Genomic DNA, 21,476 nt, shown 5'->3' with positions numbered 1-21,476 from the left:
GGCCGTTTCCGAAACCAATATCGCGAAATCGCTTAGCGCTTCGAGAACTGGAAGCTGCGGCGAGCCTTCGGGCGGCCGTACTTCTTACGCTCGACGGCGCGCGGATCGCGGGTAAGGAAGCCACCCGGCTTCAGCACCGCACGCAGGGCCGGTTCATAGGCCACCAGAGCGCGCGAGATGCCGTGGCGCACCGCACCGGCCTGACCCGACAGACCGCCACCCGACACCGTCACGACGACGTCGAACTGGCCGTCACGGCCAGCGGCCACGAGCGGCTGGCGCACGATCATGCGCAGCACCGGACGGGCGAAATAGATCGTCTCGTCGCGGCTGTTGATGGTGATCTTGCCGGTACCCGGCTTGACCCACACGCGGGCAACCGCGTCCTTGCGGCGGCCGGTGGCATAGGCGCGGCCCTGGGCATCGCGCTTGCCTTCGCCGTCAGCGGCAGACTGGCCAGCAGGCGTAGCGGGCTTGGCCTTGATCAGCGTCGTCTTCAGATCGCCGAAATTCTTCACTTCGTCCGCCATATCAGGCCGCCTTCACGTGAAAATTGGTGTTCTTGGGGTTCAGCTTGGCGACGTCCAGCACTTCGGGCTGCTGGGCGGCATGGGGATGCTCGGCGCCCTTATAGACGCGCAGGTTCCCAAGCTGACGGCGACCGAGCGGCCCGCGCGGAAGCATACGCTCCACGGCCTTCTCGACGATGCGTTCGGGATAGTTGCCGCGCAGAATGTCTTCCGCCCAGCGTTCCTTGATGCCACCGATATAGCCGGTGTGGTGATAATACACCTTCTTCTTCACCTTCTGGCCGGTGAGGAGAACCTTCTCGGCGTTGATGATGATGACGTTATCGCCGCAATCCATATGGGGCGTGAAGGTGGCTTTGTGCTTGCCACGAAGGCGGAGCGCGACAAGGGCGGCGAGCCGGCCGACAACCAAACCGGTGGCGTCGATCACGACCCACTTCTTCTCGATCTCGGAGGCCTTGGCCGAGTAAGTGGTCATAGGGAAAAATCCATTAGAGTGGCGGGCCGTATACGTGCCTGCCGCGCGCCCGTCAAGCGCAACAGCCCGAAAATGCGCGATATTTTGCATACGGTATTATAATACCGTACAAATAAATCCCGGAGCAATCAGGCCCGCGAAACCAGCCAGTTGCGGCTTTTTTCCAGGATTTCCGCGGGTACATCCTGAGCGAGTTGCTCTCCCATGGCGGCCAAAGTCACGCCGCGCAGGCTCGTGCGCCACGCCTCATCAGCCTGCCACATGATGCGGGCGACCGTGCAAGGCCCGCTGGCGCGATGCTTCTTAGGTAAGCAGGGGTTGTTGGCGCGGATTTCCCCGCACTGAAAGGTAGAGCGCCTGCCCTCCACCGCCTCGACGATATCGAGGAAGGTGATCTCCTCAGGCTTCTTGGCGAGGCGATAGCCGCCCGTAGGACCCAGCGTGCCGACCACGATGCCGGCTTGCGACAAGGCTTGCAGCGCTTTGGAAAGATATTCCTTCGGCACACCATGAAATTCGGCCAGAACCTTTGCGGGCAGAGTGGCCCCGTCCGGCAGCGCCATCATCACGGCGCAGCAATGCAGAGCCCACTCGACCTGGTTCTTCAGATTCATGCCGTTATTGTAATCCCGCCTTTGTCAGGCCGTAAGCCGCATCCGCCGAACCCGGCACGGAGCGGAACGAGACGCCCAAGCGGTTCCAGGCATTAATGGTGGCGATGGCGAAGGTCAAATCGGCGATCTCCTTCTCGGAGAACTCCGCCCGGACCGCGTTATAGACCTCATCCGAGACGCTTTCCGGCGAAAGCTTGGTCACAGCTTCGGTCCATTCCAGCGCTGCCCGCTCGCGCGAAGAGAACAGGGGCGATTCCCGCCACACCGCCACATGATAGAGTCGTAATTCGCGCTCGCCATCGATCTTGGCTTCCTTGGAATGCATGTCGACGCAGAAAGCGCAGCCGTTGAGCTGGGAGGCGCGCAGATCGACGAGGTGCAACAGCGTCTTCTCAATCGCACTTTCCTTTTTTGTGGCGATCGAAAGCGCGGACAGCTTTTCGGTAAGGGTCTTGGATAACGCGAAATAGTTAAGGCGCTGGGTCATGGCAGGGCTCCTCTAGTGCTTGCCTATTACGGATATATGTTATCCGTAATTGACTTACAAGGCCGCTGGCCCTCGCAGTGCAATGTTGTCACCCAGCTACGCACTATCCCGAGCGTCAATTGGCGCGGTTTTGCTGACAGTGTCCACGTCGCGAAGCTCGCTCACCGCCATAGAGACCAGCCGATGCCGATCCTCTCCGCCCTTCTGATTGCCATGCAGAAAGCCTTCGACTTTTCCGGCCGCGCCGGACGGCTGGAGTTCTGGTCATTCGCGAGTTTCTGGCTGTTGGTGGCGGTTTTTGCCGCCAAGGCATTTCATCTGCCGCCCGCCCCTGCCCTGAGTTTGGACTGGAGCCTTCGCGCCCTCGGCGCCGCACCCGTGTTATTGCTTCCGGCGGCTTTGCTCGTACCCTTCGCCGCGGTCGCGGTGCGCCGCTTGCACGATGTCGGGCTTTCCGGCTGGTGGCTTCTCACCGCCACCGCGCCAGTGCCCATTCTCGATCTTTTGGTGATTGGCACGCAGATCGTCTGCTTCGCCAAGAAGGGGACCGCAGGCGACAACCGCTACGGCCCCGATCCGTTAGCCGCGCGCGGGGATATGCAACCCGCGTTCGACAGCGGGACGCTTTAAGCAGTCTTCCAGCCAGCGCTGCACATTCTTGAAACGCTCATAGCCGACGAGCTCACCGGCGCCATAAAAACCGACCAGATTGCGCACCCAACCAAGGATCGCGATATCGGCGATGGTATAGCCTTCCCCCATCAGATAGGCGTGTGTCGCGAGCCGCTGATCGAGCACACCCAGAAGCCGCGCGGATTCATCCGTATACCGCTTCAAGGGCCGCTTATCCTCGATCTCCTTGCCGGCGAATTTGTGGAAATAGCCGAGCTGGCCGAACATCGGGCCGATGGCCGCCATCTGGAAAAACACCCATTGCATTGTTTCGTATTTCAGCACCGGATCGGCAGGCAGGAACTTGCCGCTCTTCTCGGCGAGATAGACCAGGATGGCGCCAGATTCGAACAGCGCGAAAGGCTTCCCATCCGGCCCATGGGGATCAAGGATCGCCGGGATTTTGCCATTGGGATTGAGCGATAAAAATTCCGGCGTCCAGGTCTCATTGGCGCCGATGTTGATGCTATGGGCCTCATAAGGCAGGCCTATCTCTTCCAGCATGATGGAAACCTTCACCCCATTGGGTGTCGGCAGTGAATAAAGCTGCAACACGTCCGGGTTCTTGGCGGGCCATTTTGCGGTAATAGGGAAGTTCGAAAGATCAGCCATGAAACACCTCTGCACACATCGTCACCGATGTAGGCCTCGAGGTGGAACTCTTCAAGGGGCCGCATTTTGAGCTTTGCGGCGCATCTGCCAAGCCATAAGCGAAGCAAGTCCCATGGCAGCCAGAATCCAGGATGCAGGCTCGGGCACGGAGGCATCCGGCAGCGCCGTGATGGTGATGGTCTCGAAAGCCGATACGATATTGTCCCTGACAGTGAATTCGCCGGTCAAAAACGTCGGCGCCGAAACATCTCCGCTAAACAGTACATCCCCGTAATACCGCGTGCCCCCGAAATCCGGCCCCGCATAGCCAGCGGCACGTTTCAAGCCCCCATCCGGCTCGAGATAATAGGTGAAATCATCGATGTTGGTATAATCGCAGCGGTCAAACTGGGCCTCGCAAGTCTTTTGCCCCAGAATCGTAAAGGACAAGCCCGGAAAATAAGATGAAGGCGTCGGGCTCCGCGCTATGTCGAAACTGAAGGCGCTCGACGGCGATGCGATGACAGAAACTGTGACATGCACCATCGGCACGGCTTTGGCGGGCGCAATCACCATCAAAGACATCACTGCAGCGAATAGAAATTGGCGCATGTGAAGCCTCCCAACGATCACCCGTAAATACTGTGGGGCTTTTTGGGTGACGCCAAGCACAATTGCGCTTTGCATTGCCGATGTGACGCGCGCGTCGCTGCTGCGATTGCGCAGCGGCAAGAAACCTATTTGGCTGGCTTGCGCTGCCAATCGTTGAGGTGATCGTAGCTGATTACGCGCGTGAGCTGCCAATTGCCATCCGCCCAGCGCCATAGCATGAAGAACTTGCCGATGCCTGAATTCTCAGGATCGCAGCGCTCGAATTTCTTGGGATCGCAGAAGACATGCTCGCCAAGCTCGATCGCACCGTAATTCTTCAAGGGATAGACCTTGAGGGTGCTGGCGATAAGATCACGGCGCGTTTTACCGCAAACATATTGCTTGATCGACGCAATGAATGGCTCCCGGCCAACCGCCAGTCCCGATTGGTCGTGATAAAATTCGAGATCCTCAGCCACCATCGGCGCCATAGTGGCGGTATCGCAGGCGTTATAGGCCCCGAACAGCTTGGCGTCCTGGTCCGCAATCGCTTTGGTCAGAGCCTCGCCCAAAGGCATCTCCGCCGCCTGCGCGGCGCCCGCCAAAAACGCCAGCACTGCTGCGAAATATACCGCCTTCATCAGCCCCTCCAATCACCAGTCCCGCAAAACTACAACAGTGATTTCGAGACGACGCAAGTCTTAGGTCAGCCGCGCCAGGAGCCTTCCGGAACAAAGCTGTCGCGCTCAGTGGCGGCAAGCGTCGTTTCAAGCCGCACCTTATCTAACGGAATGCAATAGGCAGGACGGGCCCGCTCGATCTTCCAGCTTTCACTTAGCGGACCAAGATCCACAACATCGAATCCGATCGAATCCACAAATTCGGATACGGTGCTTTTCGCGGCCGCATCATCGCCTGCAATCGGCAATGCGCGGCGCCCGGGAGATCCGGCGGGCTGAACATCACGCAAGATATGCGCCGCCAAGATCGCATTAAAAGCTTTCACGATTTGTGCGCCCGGCAGATAGCGCGCCAGATACTGGCTGGTGGTGATCGCCTGGGTCTCCAACACCCCAATTTCACCATCGCGATTGGGATAATAATTACCCGTGTCGAGCGCGATTTTGCCATCGAAGAGCCGCGCATCCAGACTGGAATAGGCGTGAAGCGGAATTGCCAGCACCACGATATCGCCAAAGGCTGCCGCCTCCTCCACCGTGCCGGCCTTCGCGCCGATGGCGAGTGCCACGACAGAGATGCTCTCGGGCCCGCGCGAGTTGCTGAGAAGAACCGAATGCCCCGCTTTCACGGCGACCCGTGCCACGGATTGCCCGATATGACCAGCACCGACTATTCCTACCCGCATTGTACAATCTCCCGTAAACCGCCGTTTCGCATATGGGTATGGCCCAAGACTGCGACAAGTACCCTCTAAGGGCTTGGGCTTTAGCGCCGCATCGCCTACATAGGGGCGTCATCCCCCTTGGGAATCCGCTATGCCGACCTATTCCGACGACCTCATCAAATCGATCCTGCGCAACAACCGGTTCATCGCCATGATCGGGGCCAGCGGCAACGAAATGCGCCCAAGCTATTTCGCGATGAAATATTTGCTCGATAAGGGCTTTCGCGTGCGCCCCGTGAATCCGGGCCTGGCTGGCAAGACCATTCTCAATCAAGAAGTCTACGCGTCGTTGAAAGACGTGCCCGGCCCGATTGAGATCGTGGATATTTTCCGCAGCGCCGAATTTGCCCCCAAGATCGTCGCCGAAGCGCTGGAAGAAAAAGACCGGCTCGGCATTAAGGTGATCTGGATGCAGCTTGGCGTGATCAGCGAGGAAGCCGCCAAGATGGCCGAGGATGCCGGTCTCACCGTCATCATGGATCGCTGCCCGAAGATCGAATATGGCCGCCTCTCCGGCGAAATCGGCTGGATGGGCATCAATCGCAAGGTCATCGACAATCGCAAGCCCAAGCTGTTCCAGAAGGGTGGCAGCTTGATGCGCGAAGATCGCCCCAGCTTGAAAAAGGCCGATTGAACACCCCTTTTTCTGGAGAATTCCCCGCACGAAAAACGCTCCCTCCCCCATAGCGGCAGAGGGTGGCGGGGAGTAAAAAACCGCGACTCGCAAAAACCAAAATCACCCCATCGGGGTTTTTGCCTTAAGACCCACCCAATGAGCTACCAGGAGCGGCATATGGCGGAATTCGGTTTCGACACCTTAAGCGTTCACGCAGGCGCTCAGCCCGATCCGGCGACCGGCGCGCGCGCAACCCCGATCTATCAGACGACGGCCTACGTTTTTGAAGATTCCGATCATGCCGCAGCCCTGTTCAATCTTCAGGTTTTCGGCAACATCTATTCTCGCATCATGAACCCCACTAATGCGGTGCTGGAAGAGCGTGTCGCAGCGCTGGAAGGCGGCCGTGCGGGCCTTGCGGTCGCCTCCGGTCATGCCGCCCAGCTCATCGCGCTGCACACGCTGATGGCGCCGGGCAAGAACATCGTTTCGGCGCGCCAGCTTTACGGCGGTTCGATCAACCAGTTCAGCCAGTCCTTCGCCAAATTCGATTGGCACGTGAAATGGGCCGACGGCACCAAGCCCGAGACCTTCCGTGAACAGATCGATGAGAACACCCGCGCGGTCTATATCGAAAGCCTCGCCAATCCGGGCGGCATCATTTGCGATATCGAAGCCATCGCCAAGATCGCCCATGAATTCGGCGTGCCGCTGGTGGTCGACAATACGCTGGCCTCGCCGTACCTAATCCGCCCTATCGAATGGGGTGCGGATGTGGTGGTGCATTCCGCCACCAAATTCCTCGGCGGGCACGGCACCTCCATGGCGGGCGTGATCGTCGATAGCGGCAAGTTCGATTGGGGTTCGGATAAATTCCCCACCCTGTCAGAGCCCTGCCCATCCTATCACGGCATGCGCCTTTGGGAGACCTTTGGCGACATGGCCTATGCCATCGCCTGCCGCGTGCTGGCGCTGCGCGATCTTGGTCCTGCGCTGTCGCCGACCAACGCCTTCAACATCCTGCAAGGCGTCGAAACCCTTGGTCTGCGCATGCAGCGCCATTGCGATAACGCGCTCGCCGTGGCGCGCTGGCTGAAAGCCGATCCGCGCATCGAATGGGTCAATTACGCCGGGCTGGAGGACAATTCCTCCTACGCGCTGCATCAGAAATATTGCCCCAAAGGCGCGGGCGCGGTCTTCACCTTCGGCGTCAAGGGCGGCTATGAGGCGGGTCTCGGCCTCGTCAACAAAGTGCGCCTCTTCAGCCATCTGGCGAACATCGGCGACACCCGCAGCCTGATCATTCACCCGGCCTCCACCACCCATCGCCAGCTTTCGAGCGAAGAACGTGCCCGTGCTGGCGCGGGTGATGACGTGGTGCGTCTCTCCATCGGCATCGAGAATGTCGAAGACATCATCGCCGATCTCGATCAGGCCCTGACCGCGTAATTGCTGGCGGCCTAATTACTGGCCGATCTTATAGCCTTCGCCTGGCTTCACCCAGATCACGATTTGGGTGAGGTCGGGACGGGGCTTTCCGTCGATCGTCACCGTTGCCGAGAGCGCATTGTTGCTCGGCACATAGGTGGTGCAGATTTCCTTGCCGAACATCGGCTTCATGTTCTCAAGCAATTGGGCGCGAATAGCGGCGGCCTGATTTTCCGGCACTTTCGCTCCATCAGCGGTGAAGCTCGCCGACTGGATATCCGCTTCACGGCTTTTGCCGCACACCGCTTCTCCAGAAATGGTCACCGGCGAGTTGGTGGTCATGATCAGAAGCGGTTTGACGCCCATCAGCACGTCGGCTTTGTTGCTAATCACCTTGCCCTGAAAGCTGTATCCTGACAGCACCGCGCAGGTCTTGGTGAGCGTATTGGGATGATAGCATTGCAGTTGGCCCTCATGGGCTTTGGCGAGCGGGTCCGCCATGGCCGCCGAACAGCTCAATGCCGCAGCAACGAAAATCCAAGCTTTCATGTTACTCCCCCTGTTTGCGCAGTTCGAATGCCTGCCAAATAGCCGTTGAAAAGAGCAATGCCGCGAGCACCTGATGCAAAGCCGCCAGGCCGACAGGGGCTTGATACAGCAAGGTCTCGATCCCAAGTAATATCTGCAGCGCCGTCACGATCAGCACAGCCGTGGAGGCGCGCCTAGCCATGAGCGAAAGCGGCGCCTTGCTGCGGGTCCTCAGCCAGCTCCAGAAGAGCCAGGCCGCCGCCGCCACGCCATACGCCATCATGCGATGGTCGAATTGGGCGAGGCCTGGATTCTCGAAGATGCTGAGAAAACCGTCTGTGAACGGATGTTCCGGCAGGAAGTTACCGTTCATCGACGGCCAGGTATTGTATTCCAGCCCGGCATGCAGCCCCGCCACCAGCGCCCCCAGCAGCATCTGCACGAAAACCAGTGCGGCAAATCCCATGCCCAGCCATGCGGGTTTCGTCGCCTTGCCTTGCGGGCGCCCGCGCAAATATTCAAGCGCGACCCAGAGAATGGCGCCCAGCAGGATCACCGCCATGCCGAGATGAATGGCGAGGCGGTATTGCGAAACCGAGGTGCGGGTTTCAAGCCCGCTCATCACCATCCACCAGCCGACAAAGCCTTGCAGCCCGCCCAGCACAAAGAGCGTCAGCATGCGGGGCCAATCGGTCTTCTTGATCGCACCGGTCACCGCGAACCAGGCGAAAGGCACCAGGAAGACAAAGCCGATAGCGCGACCGAGAAAACGATGCCCCCATTCCCACCAGAAAATGGCCTTGAAGCCTTCCAGCGTCATACCCGCATTCTTGAGACGGTATTGTGGGATCTGCTGATACTTATGGAAGGCATCCATCCAGGCATCATGGCTGAGCGGCGGGATGGCGCCCATGATCGGCTTCCACTCCGTAATGGAGAGCCCAGAGCCCGTCAGGCGGGTAAGCCCGCCCACCGCGAGCATGGCCACGATCAAAGCAGCCAGACCGAAGAGCCACAGCCCGACCGCCTTGCGGCCAGGGTGCTCCAGAAATTGCGTTGACGCCATTATCCCCATGGCCTTGAGTGATAAGCGAAGCGCGCGGCACCGTCCAGGCCATGACCCCGCATTGGAAAAAACTCATCGGAACCATAGGCCTCTTGGCCTGGCTCGTCCTTTATAGCCTGATCGCGATGGCGATTGGCGCGCATATCCTGCCGCGCGCAGGTGCGATTCTGACCTTCCTCTATTACCTTGTGGCGGGAACGCTTTGGATCGTACCGGTCGGTCTAGCCCTGCCCTGGATGCATCGCGAACCCGCCCCAAGAGAACGGCCCTAAGCCTGGAGCACGCTTAGCCGTGGTGAGGCTTTACGGCGGGTGCGCAGCACCTCCCGCTTCATCCGCTGCATATGCCCTTCCATCTGGCGCAGGATGGAGGCGAACGCCGCCCGCATTGCCGAGGAAAGATCGGTATGCGACTCGCCCTCGCCTGATTTGGTGGCAATCTCGCGTCCCGGCAGCTTCATGGCCACGGCCACACGGAATTCCTTGACCTTGCGATGCTCATGCTTGGGCGCTTCCACTGTGACCCGGCAATTGAGGATACGCCCGCCTTTTTTGCTGAGCTTGGTGGCATGTTTCATTGCCTCGGCTTCCGCGCTTTGCGAAGGCGCCATATTGCGGAATACCACCGACAGCGGAATCGCGGCCTGCTCCACCAGTTGGGTGGTAGAGGCGCCATTCACCGGTTTCGCTGCCTTGCGCAGCACCGGTGAGAGTTTTTCCCATAATTGCTCAGTGGAAAGTTTGGAGAGGTTTTTTGAAAGCTGCTGCACCACAGTCACCTTGAGACGCGGCGTCAATTGCTCGCGCAGCTCGGCAAGCACCCGCGCCGGCGCGACCAAGCCCAGCTCCTCAAAGTGCTTTCCCGCAAAGGCGGAGTCCAAAAAGCTGCAAACATCTCGGGCGAGCTGCGTGGTATCAAACTTCTCGCCGCGTTCATCACGGCCAGAAAATGAAAAGCCGCGGCCGGGCTTTTCACTCTTGGCGATACGCCGGGCCTCAATAGTCTCCGCTGCCACATCGAAGACTTGCCCCTCCTCGCCGCGGCGCAAGGCGAAAAATCGCGCGGCGTTACCATCCATCACAACAATCCACATGGGTCGGTTTTTGCCAGCCATTGCCTACTCCTCAAAAGCACAGCCGACGGCGCGCATGCACCGTTTCGGCAGAACAGATTTTGGCAAATTCCCATCCGTCGGCCGTTTGGAGCGGCCTTAGAGTCGTCAGCGGGGCATGAGCAAAGCTCAGCAAACGCGCGGTTCTCCCGCCTTCCCCTCCCCCCAAACAGGAAGGTCAAAACGGATGGACTGAGAGAGTATGAAGCGGCTCGCCGGAAAAAGCATCAGGGGAAAGTGGCGCGAGAAGTTACATTTTCTAAAACTGCAAGGCGCCGGGGACCCAGCGCCTTGCCGAAAAATTCACACCGACGATGCTCAGCGCGCGGTGCGGTGGCGACGAGGCTTTTCCTCCTCTTCCTCCATGCTTTCCGGCTCGTTCTCGTCGTCTTCGTCGTCTTCTTCGTCCTCTTCCCCGTCCTCCTGCATGGCTGGGTTGAGTTCCTCTTCCACGAGCTGGGTAATGTTTTCATCCATCTCCCGGCCCTCGTCCAAGGTCCGTTCCATCGTCTCGACGATCTGGTCTTTGCCGAGCAGTTCGGCGAGGGATTTGGCGGTACCCCAGGCGGCGATGCAGTAATGTTCCAGCTTCTGCACCGAGGCTGCCAGAACGGGTTCCAGGAAGCGCTCTTCCTCGATCTCCGTGGCGTGTTCCTCGGCGTCCTTGATAAGCCCCTCAGCCGCCACATTCTTGGGCTTGGATTTGGAAGTTTCAAATTCCTCCAGCGCTTCGTCGATCTCCTCCATCAGACGTGCGCCTTGCTCGACACGCATATCGAGGCATTCCTTGAGCCGCACGTTGGAGATTTTTTTGGCAAGGCGCGGCAGTGCCCGTGCCAGTTGCTTTTCCGCGCTGTAGATTTCTTTCAGTTCCGTCGCGAGGACGTCTTCGGCCGATTTCGGGCTGGGCATGGCGACTCCGTTCCTGGGTGCTGTGACGAGGCCTCAACGCGTCCTGAAACACCCCGTTCCGCCTGCGCAGAAGAATGTTAGCTCCCCCGCTAAGATGACAGCCGTAAGCGAATTCCAGCCATGGTTAAGGGGCGTAAACCAAAAATCGCAAGCATCGAGATTTACATCGCGTTAACGCGGATCGCCGATGATCGCGCTACGAGGGAGAATGCCCATGAGCGCGGTGGGGAAGCCAAAGATCGTTCTGCTGGGGCAGAAGGATCCGAACAGCAAGGTTGAACTGACGGCTGATGAAGGTCCGTTTGAATCCTGGCTCGCCGTGGCCCAGGATATGTGGGGCCTCGCCAATCTCACCCCTGTCGATGGTATTTTCGCCTCTCGCGCGATTGGCACCATTGTGCCGACCCAAGGCGGTAATTTCGGCTGCCTCACCTATCATCTTGGCAGCCGCCTCTTCACCTTCTCGCGCGAGGGCGGCATCTGGATCGACGCCTTCGAGGCGGAGCCCACCATCTCCAAGATGGAGAAGCGGCCCAAAGACAAGGTCAAGCTCGCGACCTGGGCGCCCGGCAAGAACCTTCTGGCCGGGAAAAAAATGACACATCTGGCCATCCTCTCGCCGTCACTCATGCCCGGAACCGTGGCGCAGTTGATCGAGGAAGCCGCCCCCGCCGTGAAAAAGGACGGGCAAGTGTTTCTGGCGGATATCATGTGCGCGCCGAGCGGAAGGACCATGCCGCTCTGGAAGCACAAGCCCGCCGAATACAAAGACTGGCTAGAGAAGGCTGGCCTGAAGTTCTATTCGGAAATTGATCTGACCGACGATGTGCGCGTCTCGCTCCTGCGCGGCCTGCACAACTCGCTCAACATGCTTGCCAATGTGCGCAAGCTTTCGGAACCTTGGAAGGGTCAGCGCCTGCGCGCCTTCGAAAAAGAGCTGGAAATGATAGTCACTCTGCACACCGCGATCGAGCGCGGTTGGGCGGTGGCAACCGGGCTGTATTATACCAAGGCGTAATCGCCCTACAGCCCGGTCGCAAAGTCCCGGCCTATTTCTTGAGATTTGCGTTGGCGAAGTTCCAGTTCACCAGATGCGCCAGGAAGGTCTTGACGTAATCCGGGCGGCGGTTCTGGTAATCTAGATAATAGGCATGCTCCCAGACGTCCGCGGTCAGAAGCGGCTTCTTGCCATGCACCAGCGGCGTATCGGCGTTGGCCGTGCCCTCGATCTTCAGCTTGCCGCCATCCAGCACCAGCCAAGCCCAGCCGCTGCCGAACTGACCAACAGCCGTGGTCTGGAAGGTTTCGACGAAGGTTTCATAGGAACCGAAATCGGACTTGATGAGATCGGCGATATCGCCGGTCGGGGCTCCGCCGCCATTGGGCGTCATCGAATTCCACAGGAAATTATGGTTCCACACCTGACCGGCGTTGTTGAACAGCGCCTTCTTGGAGGCATCAGCCGCGGCGGCCTGAACGATCTCTTCCAGCGAGGCACTTTCCAGCGGCGTGCCAGCAATGATCTTGTTGGCGTTCGTCACATAGGCCGCGTGATGCTTGTCGTGATGGAACTCGAGCGTCTGGGCGCTAATGTGTGGAGCAAGCGCGTCTTTGGCGTAAGGCAGTTCGGGAAGCTGAATGGTCATGAAGAATCTCCAATGCGGGAAAGCAGGACTTTAGACGAGAGTTCCATCCGCGGTAACGCATACCGCGATTCCTACATTAGAGTTATTACAAGCAAGCAGCCGAAATTTCAACAAAATCGGGCAATTCATAGGCACCGGCAGGCGACAAAAAACATTCCCACCTTGCGGCAGGGCCTACTTTTCCCACTTCGGGCATGGTGAAAACTCAGACGCTGGTCTTAACCCGCGTCTTCAATCGGTCTCGAGCGGGCCCGGAATGACGCAATCTGCGGGAGCGCGCATTTCCAGTTCCTGACACAGCTTCTCAGCATCGTGGTCCATGCCGGCCCAGCGCAGCTTCGCGATGAGTCCCTTCAAACCGTCGACATCGTCGGGCAGCGCGGTATCTTGATTTCGCCCTTCGTCAGACCCTTGAAACATTACTGCCTCCAGATACAATCTACCTGCTCGATATTGCTCAGGCGCTTATTCCGCCTTTTGGTGCGGCTGCGCAGCTCGCGGATTTCTACAATAATTCGGGTACTTAAGTATGCCCGAACAGATGTTTGCATTGCCGCATGCAGCGCTAGCACCCTCATCTATTCCCCTACAAACCGGTCGAATTGAAGACTGATAAACGGCAGGATTCTGCTCGTTCCAAGATGGGCCCAATGGCATAGTGAAGCGGGGGGACATCATGGGCCGCAGAAAAAACAAGTTCGTTCTCGACGAGCAGATGATCGTCGAGACCATAAATCGTCTGCACGCGCGCATCGAAGCGCGCTTTCCAGGGTCAGGTTTAGGCCGCGTAGGCGCCGAGCTTTTAGACCTTGCCAAGCACACCGCAAAACGGGCCCGCAAATCCAACCGGCCATTTGTCAGTACAAAGCTGATCAGCATTACGCTCGCTGCGATCTGGGCCGGATCAATGGTCTATCTCGGCAGCTTCGTGAATTGGCGCGATGTACTGCATCGCGTGGATATCGTCAGCTTGGCCCAGGCGCTTGAATCGGTGGTCAATCTCTCATTCCTGATCGGCGGTGCGATATGGTTCGTCTGGACAAGAGAGACTGCAGTCAAACGCAAGCGGGTGTTTCATGCCCTTTATCAGCTTCGCGCCCTCGCCCATGTCATCGACATGCACCAGCTCACCAAAGACCCGTCGGTGGAGCTTGGAACCTACACCGAGACATCGGTCTCGCCGGAGCGCGTCCTCAGCGATTTCGAATTGTCCCGTTATCTCGACTATTGCTCAGAAATGCTGGCTTTGATCGCGAAGCTCGCGGCACTGTACGCCAGCGAAAGCAAGGACAATGAAATCCTCAACGCCACCAACGATATCGAAAACCTCACCACCAATCTCGGCCGCAAGATATGGCAGAAGATCATGATCATCAGCCAGCTTGCGGAAGCCAATAAGGCGGGAGCCTGATATGCGTCTTGGCTATGCGTTTGCTGTTGCGAGCCTGGTTACAGGTGGTGCTTTTGCGCAATGCCCCACGCCAGTCCAGCCTGTGCACGATATTATCGCCGACAGCTATTATGATGATCCGCCGGTTTATTCGCATATCGATCCGGCGCGCCATGCAGCCTATGAAGCGGCGGTGGAGCCAATCGAGACCAATCTCGGCGGCATTGCGAAAATGGCAAGTGCGGGAGACAGCACCTGCACCCTGCAGTGGCTGCAGAGCTGGGCTGGTGGCGGCGCCATGCTCGGCAAGATTGAGAAAGAGCAAGCCCATTATGAACGCAAATGGGTACTGGCAGGCCTCGCGCTCAGCTACGCGAAGGTGCGCGCCGCAGCCAACGCTCAAACGCGCGACAAGATCGATAACTGGCTTCAGAGCCTCGCCGATGGCGTAAAGGCCCATTCCGACGCTTATAAAGGCGTGCGCAACAATCACTACTATTGGGAAGGCTTAGCGGTTGCCGCGACCGGGGCTGTGACGGGCAACAAGGCTGATCTCGATTGGGGTAGACACGTATTCGATTTCGCCATGAACGAAATCAACGACGACGGCACCCTGCCCCGTGAAATGGCGCGCGGCACACGGGCCTTGCACTATCACTTCTTCTCCGCGGAGCCCCTCGTGATGCTCGCAAGCATTCTCGATGTGCATTCGGAAAAACTCGACAAGCTCGTCGCCTTCTGCCGTACCGGACGGAAAGACCCCGATATGGTCGCTGCGCGTGCAGGCATTGTGCAACTCGTTCCGGGCGCAGGGGCGGAAGACGCATTCCTGATCTATGATCGCCAGCGCGTGTGGGTACCTGAGAATCCGCTGCACCAAGTGCCCTTTAATAAGCGCCTAGGCGGCGATTTGGGTTTGGCCAATCCGCTGGAGCATCCGGTAAATTAGTTCGCCCCTTGAACTTCGCTGATCAGTTCCCATTTCTTTTTCATGGGTATTGAACGGAGCGGACCTACGAAGTTGGGTGCGCGGCGACGGTCGCGGCCGGGAAAAGTGCAAGTACATGGGTGCATACAAAGGTGGCGGACTTCATCTCGTGTAAGTCCAAGCGGAAAAGGCCGAGACATCGCCCTAGTCAGAGAGGGGTGCGGACGCGGAGCCGATTTCGCTTAGCCTTGAGGATACCGGGCCAAGGTGCCGATCCACTCCTTTAGGTGTGGTCTCCTCCAGCCTCTGCGATCCGGCGCGAAGCGGGCCATCACATGTGAAGACCCGCTTTTGGCTTAGGGCCGCTTTTCCGTATCCGGCATTGACACCACCCGCACATCGCGATGCGGATACGGCATGGAAATTCCCGCCGTCTTGAAGCGATCCCATATGGCTAGCAATACCTCGCTTTTGACATTGGAGGTGCCTAGGCGAGGGTCAGCGATCCAGAAATACCCCTCCAGACCGATCGCGCTGTCGCCAAATTCCTTCACCACAACACTGGGTTTTGGCTCAGGCAAAACCCGCGAAACCGAGGCGATGGCCGCAAGACATTCCGCGACAGCTTGGTGGGGATCGCTTTCATACGCGATGCCAACCGACACCGAGAGCGCCAGCCGGTTGTCCGAATAGGTCCAGTTCTCCACCCCATTTTCTAGAAAGTGGTCGTTCGGGATGAGATGCTCGACCCCGCCCAGGGTGCGCAACGTCACATAGCGCGCGCCCATGCCGGTGACGTAGCCGAAAGTGCCTTTATAGGCGAGAATATCGCCAGGCTTGATGGTCTGACCCAGCAACAGGCTAAGACCCGCCACAAGATTGGAAACCAGCCGCTGCAAGCCCAAACCGACACCAAGGCCAATGGCACCAAAAGCGACGGTAAGCGTGGTAAGATCAACACCCACTGTCTGCAGCGCGATCACCACCGCCATCGAAGGCAGGAATATCTGCAGGAGCTGTGTGAGGAGCACCTTCAACGATGGCGTCAAAGATTGCGCAGTTTCGATCTGACGACGCAGGAATCCATAAAGGAGGCGCGTCAGCCATAGCAGCACCACAAGCAGCGCCACGGCGCTGACAGCATCGAACAGCGTGATGTGATGCTGTTTGTTTTCATAGACGTCCACAGCCCGCATCCAGCGCGTCAGCGGCGTGTAGAGGTCGAGGATGCTGAGGGCCGCGATGGACCAAGCCGAAATGGCGATGACAACCGAGGCGGCCTTGCTCTTCACCGTGGAGCTGAGCAGGCGAATACAGATCCAGGCCAGCACAAGATCGATGGCCGCGCCAACAAAATGCAGTGGGACCTCGAAGACCAGCTCCACACCTCCGGCCAGCCACAACAGCACCAGCCAAAGAACCGGCATGGCTACGAATTCCGCCGTGAGCACCAGCCCTGCCCGCCATGCGGCTGGTAATGTCTTTGGCGCAATCCTGGTAAGTACCCCATGCAGGCGTTTGGACACGCTGTAAGCGATGAGGCCACTCAGGAGTATCCAAGCGAGCTGGCCTAAAACCACGGGGTTCTGCGCCTGCTCTAACAACTTGTGCGGGGTTTCGCTCAAGAGGCGGGAAAGATCGACGGAGCTTAATGGGCCGGGCATGGACATCGGATTTCGAGAATCGGCGGGTGTGTATCTTTGCCTCTGCGTCAGGCTGGTTCAAGTGATGGAACCAAAGCGGCTTGCCAGGATTACCATTGTATGGCCAATACCCCCACGATAGCCCCGCCCATTGAGCAGAACTGGGCCCTGTTTCTCGATATCGATGGGACCCTTTTAGACATCGCCCCCACCCCCGAAGCCGTGGTGGTGCCGGAAGGGCTGATCGCCTCCCTCGAAGCAGCCTCCCAGAAGCTTGGGGGAGCGCTAGCCGTAGTCAGCGGCAGACCTCTGATCTCCATTGACGCCCTGCTGGCCCCCCTCACCTTGCCCGCCGCCGCCGAGCATGGCGCCGTGCTGCGTAATCCTGACGGGTTGCTGCAGCGCGCCGGTGGCGGCTTGCCGTTACCTTGGAGAGAGAATATCCGCGAGGTGGCCGCCACATGGGAAGGCGTGGTGATCGATGAAAAGCCCCACAGCGTAGCCGTGCACTTTCGCCTTGCCCCCTCCCGCGAAGAGGACGTTTGCAGGCTCCTTCAGCAAGTCATCAATGGCCACGAGGATTATGAAATCCTGCCCGCCAAGATGGCCTTCGAGTTACGGCGCAAGGGGCAGCATAAGGGCGCCGCTATAGAGTCTTTCATGGCATTATCGCCCTTCGCTGGGCGACTGCCTGTATTCATCGGCGACGACTTCACGGATGAAGATGGCTTCGCGGTCACCCGCGCCATGGGCGGAAAGGGCCTGCACGTGCAGGATGATTTCGCGGGCGAACCGTCCAGAGTGCGCAACTGGTTATCTCAATGGGCCGGAACCTGACGGCTGTGTAACTCGTTTCCTCAAGGCAATCCGGGGGTAAGGTATTGGCTCGGCTCGTCATCGTTTCTAATCGTGTCCCAACTCCATCCAAAGCCGCGCGCGCAGGCGGGCTCGCCATCGCGCTGAAAGATGCCATTCAGCCTGGCACGTTGTGGTTCGGCTGGAGTGGCCACCAAGCGCCGCAAACTTCGAGCGAAGCCAAGATCACAAACTTTGAAGGGGTCGATTATGCGACCATTGATCTGAAGCAAGAGGACTATCAGAATTTCTATGTCGGCTTTGCCAATTCCACGCTCTGGCCGCTTCTGCACTTCCGCTTAGGGTTGATGGAATTTCGCCGGGAGAATCTCGAAGGCTACCGCTCCGTCAATGAGATTTTCGCGAAGGTCCTCGCCCCATTACTACGGCCTGACGACATCATCTGGGTGCATGATTATCATCTCATCCCGCTTGCAGATGAACTGCGCCGCCTCGGCGTGAAGAACGCGCTTGGATTCTTTCTGCACATTCCCTTCGTGCCGTCGAGTATGTTCGCGGCCCTACCCCGCGGCGAAGATCTTCTACATGATTTTTGTGCTTATGACGTGGTGGGATTTCAGACAGAGGAACATCGACACGACTTCCTCGATTCCGTGCGCCGCATCATTGATTTCCCCGCCGATAATGACGGCGTGATTACGGCCTGCAACGGACGAAAAGTGCGCGCCGTGGTGACCCCCATAGGCATCGACTCCGGTGCCTTCCGAAGCCAAGCTATCCAAGCCGCTAAAAGCCGTAATACCCGACGCCTTACAGAAAGCCTTGTCGGACGCAAGCTGATGATCGGGGCCGATAGGCTGGATTATTCCAAAGGCCTGCCAAACCGTTTTGAAGCTTTTAATCGCTTCCTGGAGCGTTTTCCCCAACACAAAAACGCCGTCAGCTTTCTGCAAATCGCAGCCCCCTCCCGCGAAGATGTTTCAGAATATGCCGCCCTGCGCCACCAATTGAATCGTCTTGCAGGTGATATCAATGGCCGCCACGGCGCATTTGATTGGGTGCCTTTGCGCTATATGAGCCAAAGTTTGGCCCGCTCCACCTTGGCAGGCTTTTACCGCTTCGCGCAGATCGGCGTCGTCACCCCATTGCGGGACGGTATGAATCTGGTCGCACATGAATATGTAGCGGCTCAAGATCCCGAAGACCCTGGGGTCCTGATTTTGTCGAATTTCGCAGGCGTGGCCGCCTATTTCGAGGAAGCCTTGATCGTGAATCCCTACGACCCCGATGAGATCGCGGAAGCAATGCACGAGGCGATGGTCATGAGCAAAGAAGAGCGGCAGTCGCGTCATAAACGGTTGTTTGAGAAGCTGCAGACCCTCTCGGCCCAGGCGTATTGTGATCAATTTTTGAAAGCTCTTTCGGGAGCTCAACTTACCAGGGCCGCCGCATGAAGAAATCCTATATGCATCTCATCCCTGCCTGGATTCCTGACTGGGTAGTCGCTGTGGTCGCGCTCGCATTGATCGCAGTTATCACCGCAATTGCCTTGGGATTTGTGCGCATGGCTTTACGGCGGCTATTGCCGAGTGACCGCACCCTCACCCATACAGTGCTGCAGCACGCCGGCGGCGTTGCACAATATGCGTTTACGATGCTGGTTGCGGGCCTGATCACCCCCGCACTCCCGCTTGACCGTGGCACTAATCAGATTGTGGAAAGATTTCTCTTTGCGGGATTCATTATCCTGCTGGGATGGGTCGCGATCATCGCCTCCGACCTCGCCATTAACCGCTATATGAGCCGCTTTCATTCGAACACTGCGGATAACCTCTTGGCGCGCAAAGCCATCACACAGATGAAGCTCCTAAAGCGTACTGTGGATGTAGTGATCGGCATTATCACCGTAGGCTTTGCGTTGATGACCTTTGACGCGGTACGCCAGTTCGGTGTTTCGCTTTTCGCCTCCGCGGGTATCGCTGGCTTGGCGGTGGGCTTCGCGGCAAAACCTCTATTGGAAAATCTCGTCGCGGGCGTGCAACTCGCCATTACGCAGCCCTTTCGCATTGATGACGTGGTGATCGTCAATAATGAATGGGGCTGGATCGAGGAGATCAACTCCACCTATGTCGTTGTACGTTGCTGGGATTGGCGGCGGCTTGTCGTGCCGTTGAGCTACATGATGACCAATCCCTTCCAGAACTGGACACGCCAATCCTCGCAGCTCATTGGCACAGTTTATATCTACGTGAACTACACCACCGACGTGGAGCGCATACGTAGCAAGGCTACCGAAATCGCCAAAGCCTCGAAGCTGTGGGACGGACGTGTCATAAACGTGCAGGTATCAGATATCAGTGAAAACAGCATGACCATGCAGGTGCGCATCCTGGTGACCTCTGCGGATTCGGGAAAATCCTGGGATATGCGCTGCGAAATGCGCGAAAAAATCATTGCCTGGATGCGCGATGAATATCCCGAAGCCTTGCCTGTCTGGCGTGAGGAAATCCAGCAATGGCCTAGCGTGCCACAACCGCTACACCAAGCCGCAGGACGGTATTGACCATCGCATCAACATCCGAAAACCGCGTACGGTGGTTAACGAAGGCGCAGCGGATTGCGAGTTTTCCGTTGATTGTCGTAGTCGAAGGCGCAGCCACACCGGTTTCTTGTAACTCTATCACTAGGCGGGCATTCAAAGCATCATCGCTGCCATAGCGGAAGCAGACGATATTGAGGCGTGCGGGCGTGAGAAGTTCCAGCTTCGGTTCAGCACGAATGCGTTCTTCCAAATGCTTGGCGAGTGCACAGCTATGGGCGACGACCTCACCCATTTTCTTCAGACCATAAGTCTTTAGCGTGAACCAGGTTTTCAAGGCGCGGAACCCACGCGAAAGATCTGGCCCGAAATCGGAGAACCACGGCGCGCCGGCTGCGAGCCCCTTGGCATTTGTCCGCAAATAGGCGGCTGGACTGGCAAACGTATCGCGATGCAAGGCGCCATCGCGCACCATCACGAAGCCCGCATCATAGGGTACTTGAGCCCATTTATGGAAATCAAAGGCGATGGAATCGGCTCGCTCTAGCCCCTTCATAAGAGGCTTCAACTCGGGCGACAGCACCGCCATTGCACCGAATGCGCCATCGATATGAAAATGAAGTTTTTCTGCCGCACAGAGATCAGCAATAGCATCCAAATCATCAACCGCACCGGTATCGACGGTGCCTGCCGTTCCTACAACGAGAAACGGCTTAAGGCCCGCGGCGCGATCTTCGGCTATCGCGGCTTTTAGCGCAGGGATATCCATGCGGCCATCGCCATCAAAGGGAATGGGGCGGACAGCATCACTTCCCAAGCCACTTAAATCCATACCCAGCGGGATGCACCGGTGCGCAGCAGCACTGGCATAGGCGCGCAGCTTGCTTCCCTCACCTCCCACTCCTTGCTTGCGGACCGACGGACCCAGAGCGGCTGTACGCGCCACCAAGATACCGATGAAGTTGGCGAGCGAAGAACCGGTTACAAACAAACCGGTGGCCGTCTCTGGAAAGCCCAAGATTTCCCGCATCCAGGCTACAATCTGCCGTTCCACCTCGACCGGCATGTGATCACGACCACCGAGATTGGCGTTAATGCCGCCCGCCAGCATTTCGGCCAGCATGCCAACCGCAGTGCCGCCACCATTCACCCAGCCCATGAAACCAGGATGCACATTGCCTGCCGCATAGGGCAGAACATCTTGCGCAAATTCCTGATAAACATCGCGCAGATCAGACGGCCCTTGCGGAAGCGGCGCGCGAAATTGCGCGCGTTTTTCATCGGGGATCGGCTGCCAGACCGGGCGGGTGCGAATCTGAGCGATATAGTCGAGCATATCGTCCAGCATGGCATGCGCCTCGCGCCGCAAGCTGTCCCAGTTTTCGGGGTCTAGATTGGGTTCGCGCTGTTCCATCGGCGCGCCTTATATAGCATCCGTCCTGCGGGTCGAGAGTTTTGGTTGCCACTACGCGCGTTAGAACGTCT

Annotated in this window: 26 protein-coding genes; 10 read left to right on the top strand and 16 right to left on the bottom strand. The window is 58.2% G+C overall.

Annotation, left to right across the window (positions count from 1 at the left end; genetic code table 11):
* Positions 1–32: 32 nt before the first annotated feature.
* The 4 genes from rpsI to FHS83_RS16010 all read right to left on the bottom strand — a co-directional run bounded on the left by rpsI (position 33) and on the right by FHS83_RS16010 (position 2,109).
* Entirely contained in the window at positions 33–530 is a 498-nt protein-coding gene (rpsI, locus tag FHS83_RS16025; protein ID WP_167083956.1) for a 30S ribosomal protein S9, read from the bottom strand.
* A 1-nt stretch (position 531) separates the two neighbouring features.
* The gene (rplM, locus tag FHS83_RS16020; protein WP_167083954.1) at positions 532–1,008 is read right to left on the bottom strand and encodes a 50S ribosomal protein L13; all 477 of its coding nucleotides are present in this window, start codon (positions 1,006–1,008) and stop codon (positions 532–534) included.
* Between the two features lie 128 nt (positions 1,009–1,136).
* Positions 1,137–1,622, bottom strand: a complete 486-nt coding sequence (locus FHS83_RS16015) for an RrF2 family transcriptional regulator (RefSeq protein WP_167083952.1) — start codon at positions 1,620–1,622, stop codon at positions 1,137–1,139.
* 4 nt (positions 1,623–1,626) lie between these two features.
* A complete protein-coding gene (locus FHS83_RS16010; protein WP_167083950.1) occupies positions 1,627–2,109 on the bottom strand; it encodes a carboxymuconolactone decarboxylase family protein in 483 nt (160 codons plus the stop codon).
* A gap of 183 nt (positions 2,110–2,292) precedes the next feature.
* Between FHS83_RS16010 and FHS83_RS16005 the strand changes: the two genes are divergently transcribed.
* Positions 2,293–2,739 (top strand): DUF805 domain-containing protein, encoded by a 447-nt coding sequence (locus FHS83_RS16005; RefSeq protein ID WP_208414901.1) that lies wholly within the window; start codon positions 2,293–2,295, stop codon positions 2,737–2,739.
* On the opposite strand, the gene FHS83_RS16000 is transcribed toward FHS83_RS16005, so the two are convergent.
* The 4 genes from FHS83_RS16000 to FHS83_RS15985 all read right to left on the bottom strand — a co-directional run bounded on the left by FHS83_RS16000 (position 2,689) and on the right by FHS83_RS15985 (position 5,329).
* Complete coding sequence (locus FHS83_RS16000) at positions 2,689–3,393, bottom strand: glutathione S-transferase N-terminal domain-containing protein (RefSeq protein WP_167083948.1); 705 nt, start codon at positions 3,391–3,393, stop codon at positions 2,689–2,691. The genes FHS83_RS16005 and FHS83_RS16000 overlap by 51 nt on opposite strands.
* A 51-nt stretch (positions 3,394–3,444) precedes the next feature.
* A complete protein-coding gene (locus FHS83_RS15995; RefSeq protein ID WP_167083946.1) occupies positions 3,445–3,984 on the bottom strand; it encodes a PEP-CTERM sorting domain-containing protein in 540 nt (179 codons plus the stop codon).
* Between the two features lie 125 nt (positions 3,985–4,109).
* Positions 4,110–4,604 carry a nuclear transport factor 2 family protein gene (locus FHS83_RS15990; RefSeq protein ID WP_167083944.1) on the bottom strand — a complete coding sequence of 165 codons (495 nt, stop codon included), beginning with the start codon at positions 4,602–4,604 and terminating at the stop codon, positions 4,110–4,112.
* A gap of 65 nt (positions 4,605–4,669) precedes the next feature.
* Positions 4,670–5,329: an NADPH-dependent F420 reductase gene (locus tag FHS83_RS15985; RefSeq protein WP_167083942.1), complete on the bottom strand. Its 660-nt coding sequence runs from the start codon at positions 5,327–5,329 to the stop codon at positions 4,670–4,672.
* A gap of 130 nt (positions 5,330–5,459) precedes the next feature.
* Between FHS83_RS15985 and FHS83_RS15980 the strand changes: the two genes are divergently transcribed.
* Together FHS83_RS15980 and FHS83_RS15975 are read left to right on the top strand one after the other, a co-directional pair.
* Complete coding sequence (locus FHS83_RS15980; protein ID WP_167083940.1) at positions 5,460–6,002, top strand: CoA-binding protein; 543 nt, start codon at positions 5,460–5,462, stop codon at positions 6,000–6,002.
* 159 nt (positions 6,003–6,161) lie between these two features.
* Positions 6,162–7,433 carry an O-acetylhomoserine aminocarboxypropyltransferase gene (locus FHS83_RS15975; RefSeq protein ID WP_167083938.1) on the top strand — a complete coding sequence of 424 codons (1,272 nt, stop codon included), beginning with the start codon at positions 6,162–6,164 and terminating at the stop codon, positions 7,431–7,433.
* A 15-nt stretch (positions 7,434–7,448) separates the two neighbouring features.
* Here FHS83_RS15975 and FHS83_RS15970 read toward each other — a convergent pair whose 3' ends face one another.
* Both FHS83_RS15970 and FHS83_RS15965 read right to left on the bottom strand, forming a co-directional pair.
* Positions 7,449–7,961 carry a hypothetical protein gene (locus FHS83_RS15970; RefSeq protein WP_167083936.1) on the bottom strand — a complete coding sequence of 171 codons (513 nt, stop codon included), beginning with the start codon at positions 7,959–7,961 and terminating at the stop codon, positions 7,449–7,451.
* Between the two features lies 1 nt (position 7,962).
* Positions 7,963–9,006 (bottom strand): COX15/CtaA family protein, encoded by a 1,044-nt coding sequence (locus FHS83_RS15965; RefSeq protein ID WP_167083934.1) that lies wholly within the window; start codon positions 9,004–9,006, stop codon positions 7,963–7,965.
* A gap of 17 nt (positions 9,007–9,023) precedes the next feature.
* On the opposite strand from FHS83_RS15965, the gene FHS83_RS19535 reads away from it, so the two are divergent.
* Complete coding sequence (locus FHS83_RS19535) at positions 9,024–9,278, top strand: DUF2842 domain-containing protein (RefSeq protein WP_167083932.1); 255 nt, start codon at positions 9,024–9,026, stop codon at positions 9,276–9,278.
* Here the strand turns inward: FHS83_RS19535 and FHS83_RS15955 are convergent.
* Together FHS83_RS15955 and FHS83_RS15950 are read right to left on the bottom strand one after the other, a co-directional pair.
* Entirely contained in the window at positions 9,275–10,120 is an 846-nt protein-coding gene (locus tag FHS83_RS15955; protein WP_167083930.1) for a baeRF12 domain-containing protein, read from the bottom strand. The two genes, FHS83_RS19535 and FHS83_RS15955, sit on opposite strands and share 4 nt — an antisense overlap.
* A gap of 315 nt (positions 10,121–10,435) precedes the next feature.
* Positions 10,436–11,029, bottom strand: coding sequence for a YciE/YciF ferroxidase family protein (locus FHS83_RS15950; RefSeq protein ID WP_167083928.1), 594 nt, complete (start codon positions 11,027–11,029; stop codon positions 10,436–10,438).
* Between the two features lie 214 nt (positions 11,030–11,243).
* On the opposite strand from FHS83_RS15950, the gene FHS83_RS15945 reads away from it, so the two are divergent.
* Entirely contained in the window at positions 11,244–12,047 is an 804-nt protein-coding gene (locus FHS83_RS15945) for a hypothetical protein (protein ID WP_167083926.1), read from the top strand.
* Positions 12,048–12,078: 31 nt separating this feature from the next.
* Here FHS83_RS15945 and FHS83_RS15940 read toward each other — a convergent pair whose 3' ends face one another.
* Together FHS83_RS15940 and FHS83_RS15935 are read right to left on the bottom strand one after the other, a co-directional pair.
* Positions 12,079–12,675, bottom strand: a complete 597-nt coding sequence (locus tag FHS83_RS15940) for a superoxide dismutase (protein ID WP_167083924.1) — start codon at positions 12,673–12,675, stop codon at positions 12,079–12,081.
* Positions 12,676–12,906: 231 nt separating this feature from the next.
* Positions 12,907–13,095, bottom strand: coding sequence for a hypothetical protein (locus tag FHS83_RS15935; protein ID WP_167083922.1), 189 nt, complete (start codon positions 13,093–13,095; stop codon positions 12,907–12,909).
* A gap of 256 nt (positions 13,096–13,351) precedes the next feature.
* On the opposite strand from FHS83_RS15935, the gene FHS83_RS15930 reads away from it, so the two are divergent.
* Positions 13,352–14,086 (top strand): hypothetical protein, encoded by a 735-nt coding sequence (locus tag FHS83_RS15930; protein ID WP_167083920.1) that lies wholly within the window; start codon positions 13,352–13,354, stop codon positions 14,084–14,086.
* Between the two features lies 1 nt (position 14,087).
* Positions 14,088–15,014, top strand: a complete 927-nt coding sequence (locus tag FHS83_RS15925) for an alginate lyase family protein (RefSeq protein WP_167083918.1) — start codon at positions 14,088–14,090, stop codon at positions 15,012–15,014.
* Positions 15,015–15,349: 335 nt separating this feature from the next.
* Here the strand turns inward: FHS83_RS15925 and FHS83_RS15920 are convergent, their stop codons facing one another.
* Positions 15,350–16,663 (bottom strand): mechanosensitive ion channel family protein, encoded by a 1,314-nt coding sequence (locus FHS83_RS15920; protein ID WP_167083916.1) that lies wholly within the window; start codon positions 16,661–16,663, stop codon positions 15,350–15,352.
* 93 nt (positions 16,664–16,756) lie between these two features.
* Here FHS83_RS15920 and otsB point away from each other — a divergent pair, with 93 nt between their 5' ends.
* From otsB to FHS83_RS15905, 3 genes are read left to right on the top strand one after another with little or no spacing between them, the layout of a single operon-like run.
* Positions 16,757–17,473, top strand: a complete 717-nt coding sequence (otsB, locus tag FHS83_RS15915) for a trehalose-phosphatase (RefSeq protein WP_167083915.1) — start codon at positions 16,757–16,759, stop codon at positions 17,471–17,473.
* A 44-nt stretch (positions 17,474–17,517) separates the two neighbouring features.
* Positions 17,518–18,906, top strand: coding sequence for an alpha,alpha-trehalose-phosphate synthase (UDP-forming) (locus tag FHS83_RS15910; protein ID WP_167083914.1), 1,389 nt, complete (start codon positions 17,518–17,520; stop codon positions 18,904–18,906).
* Entirely contained in the window at positions 18,903–20,015 is a 1,113-nt protein-coding gene (locus FHS83_RS15905) for a mechanosensitive ion channel family protein (RefSeq protein WP_167083913.1), read from the top strand. The genes FHS83_RS15910 and FHS83_RS15905 overlap by 4 nt, the downstream gene beginning before the upstream one ends.
* Here FHS83_RS15905 and FHS83_RS15900 read toward each other — a convergent pair.
* Positions 19,972–21,405: a pyridoxal phosphate-dependent decarboxylase family protein gene (locus FHS83_RS15900; RefSeq protein WP_167083912.1), complete on the bottom strand. Its 1,434-nt coding sequence runs from the start codon at positions 21,403–21,405 to the stop codon at positions 19,972–19,974. The genes FHS83_RS15905 and FHS83_RS15900 overlap by 44 nt on opposite strands.
* Positions 21,406–21,476: the final 71 nt, after the last annotated feature.

Origin of the sequence: Rhizomicrobium palustre (genome assembly GCF_011761565.1) — a bacterium.
GTDB classification, from domain to species: Bacteria; Pseudomonadota; Alphaproteobacteria; order Micropepsales; family Micropepsaceae; genus Rhizomicrobium; species Rhizomicrobium palustre.
Note: the sequence above shows the minus strand (reverse complement) of the source record. Positions and strands in the feature narration are given on the sequence as shown.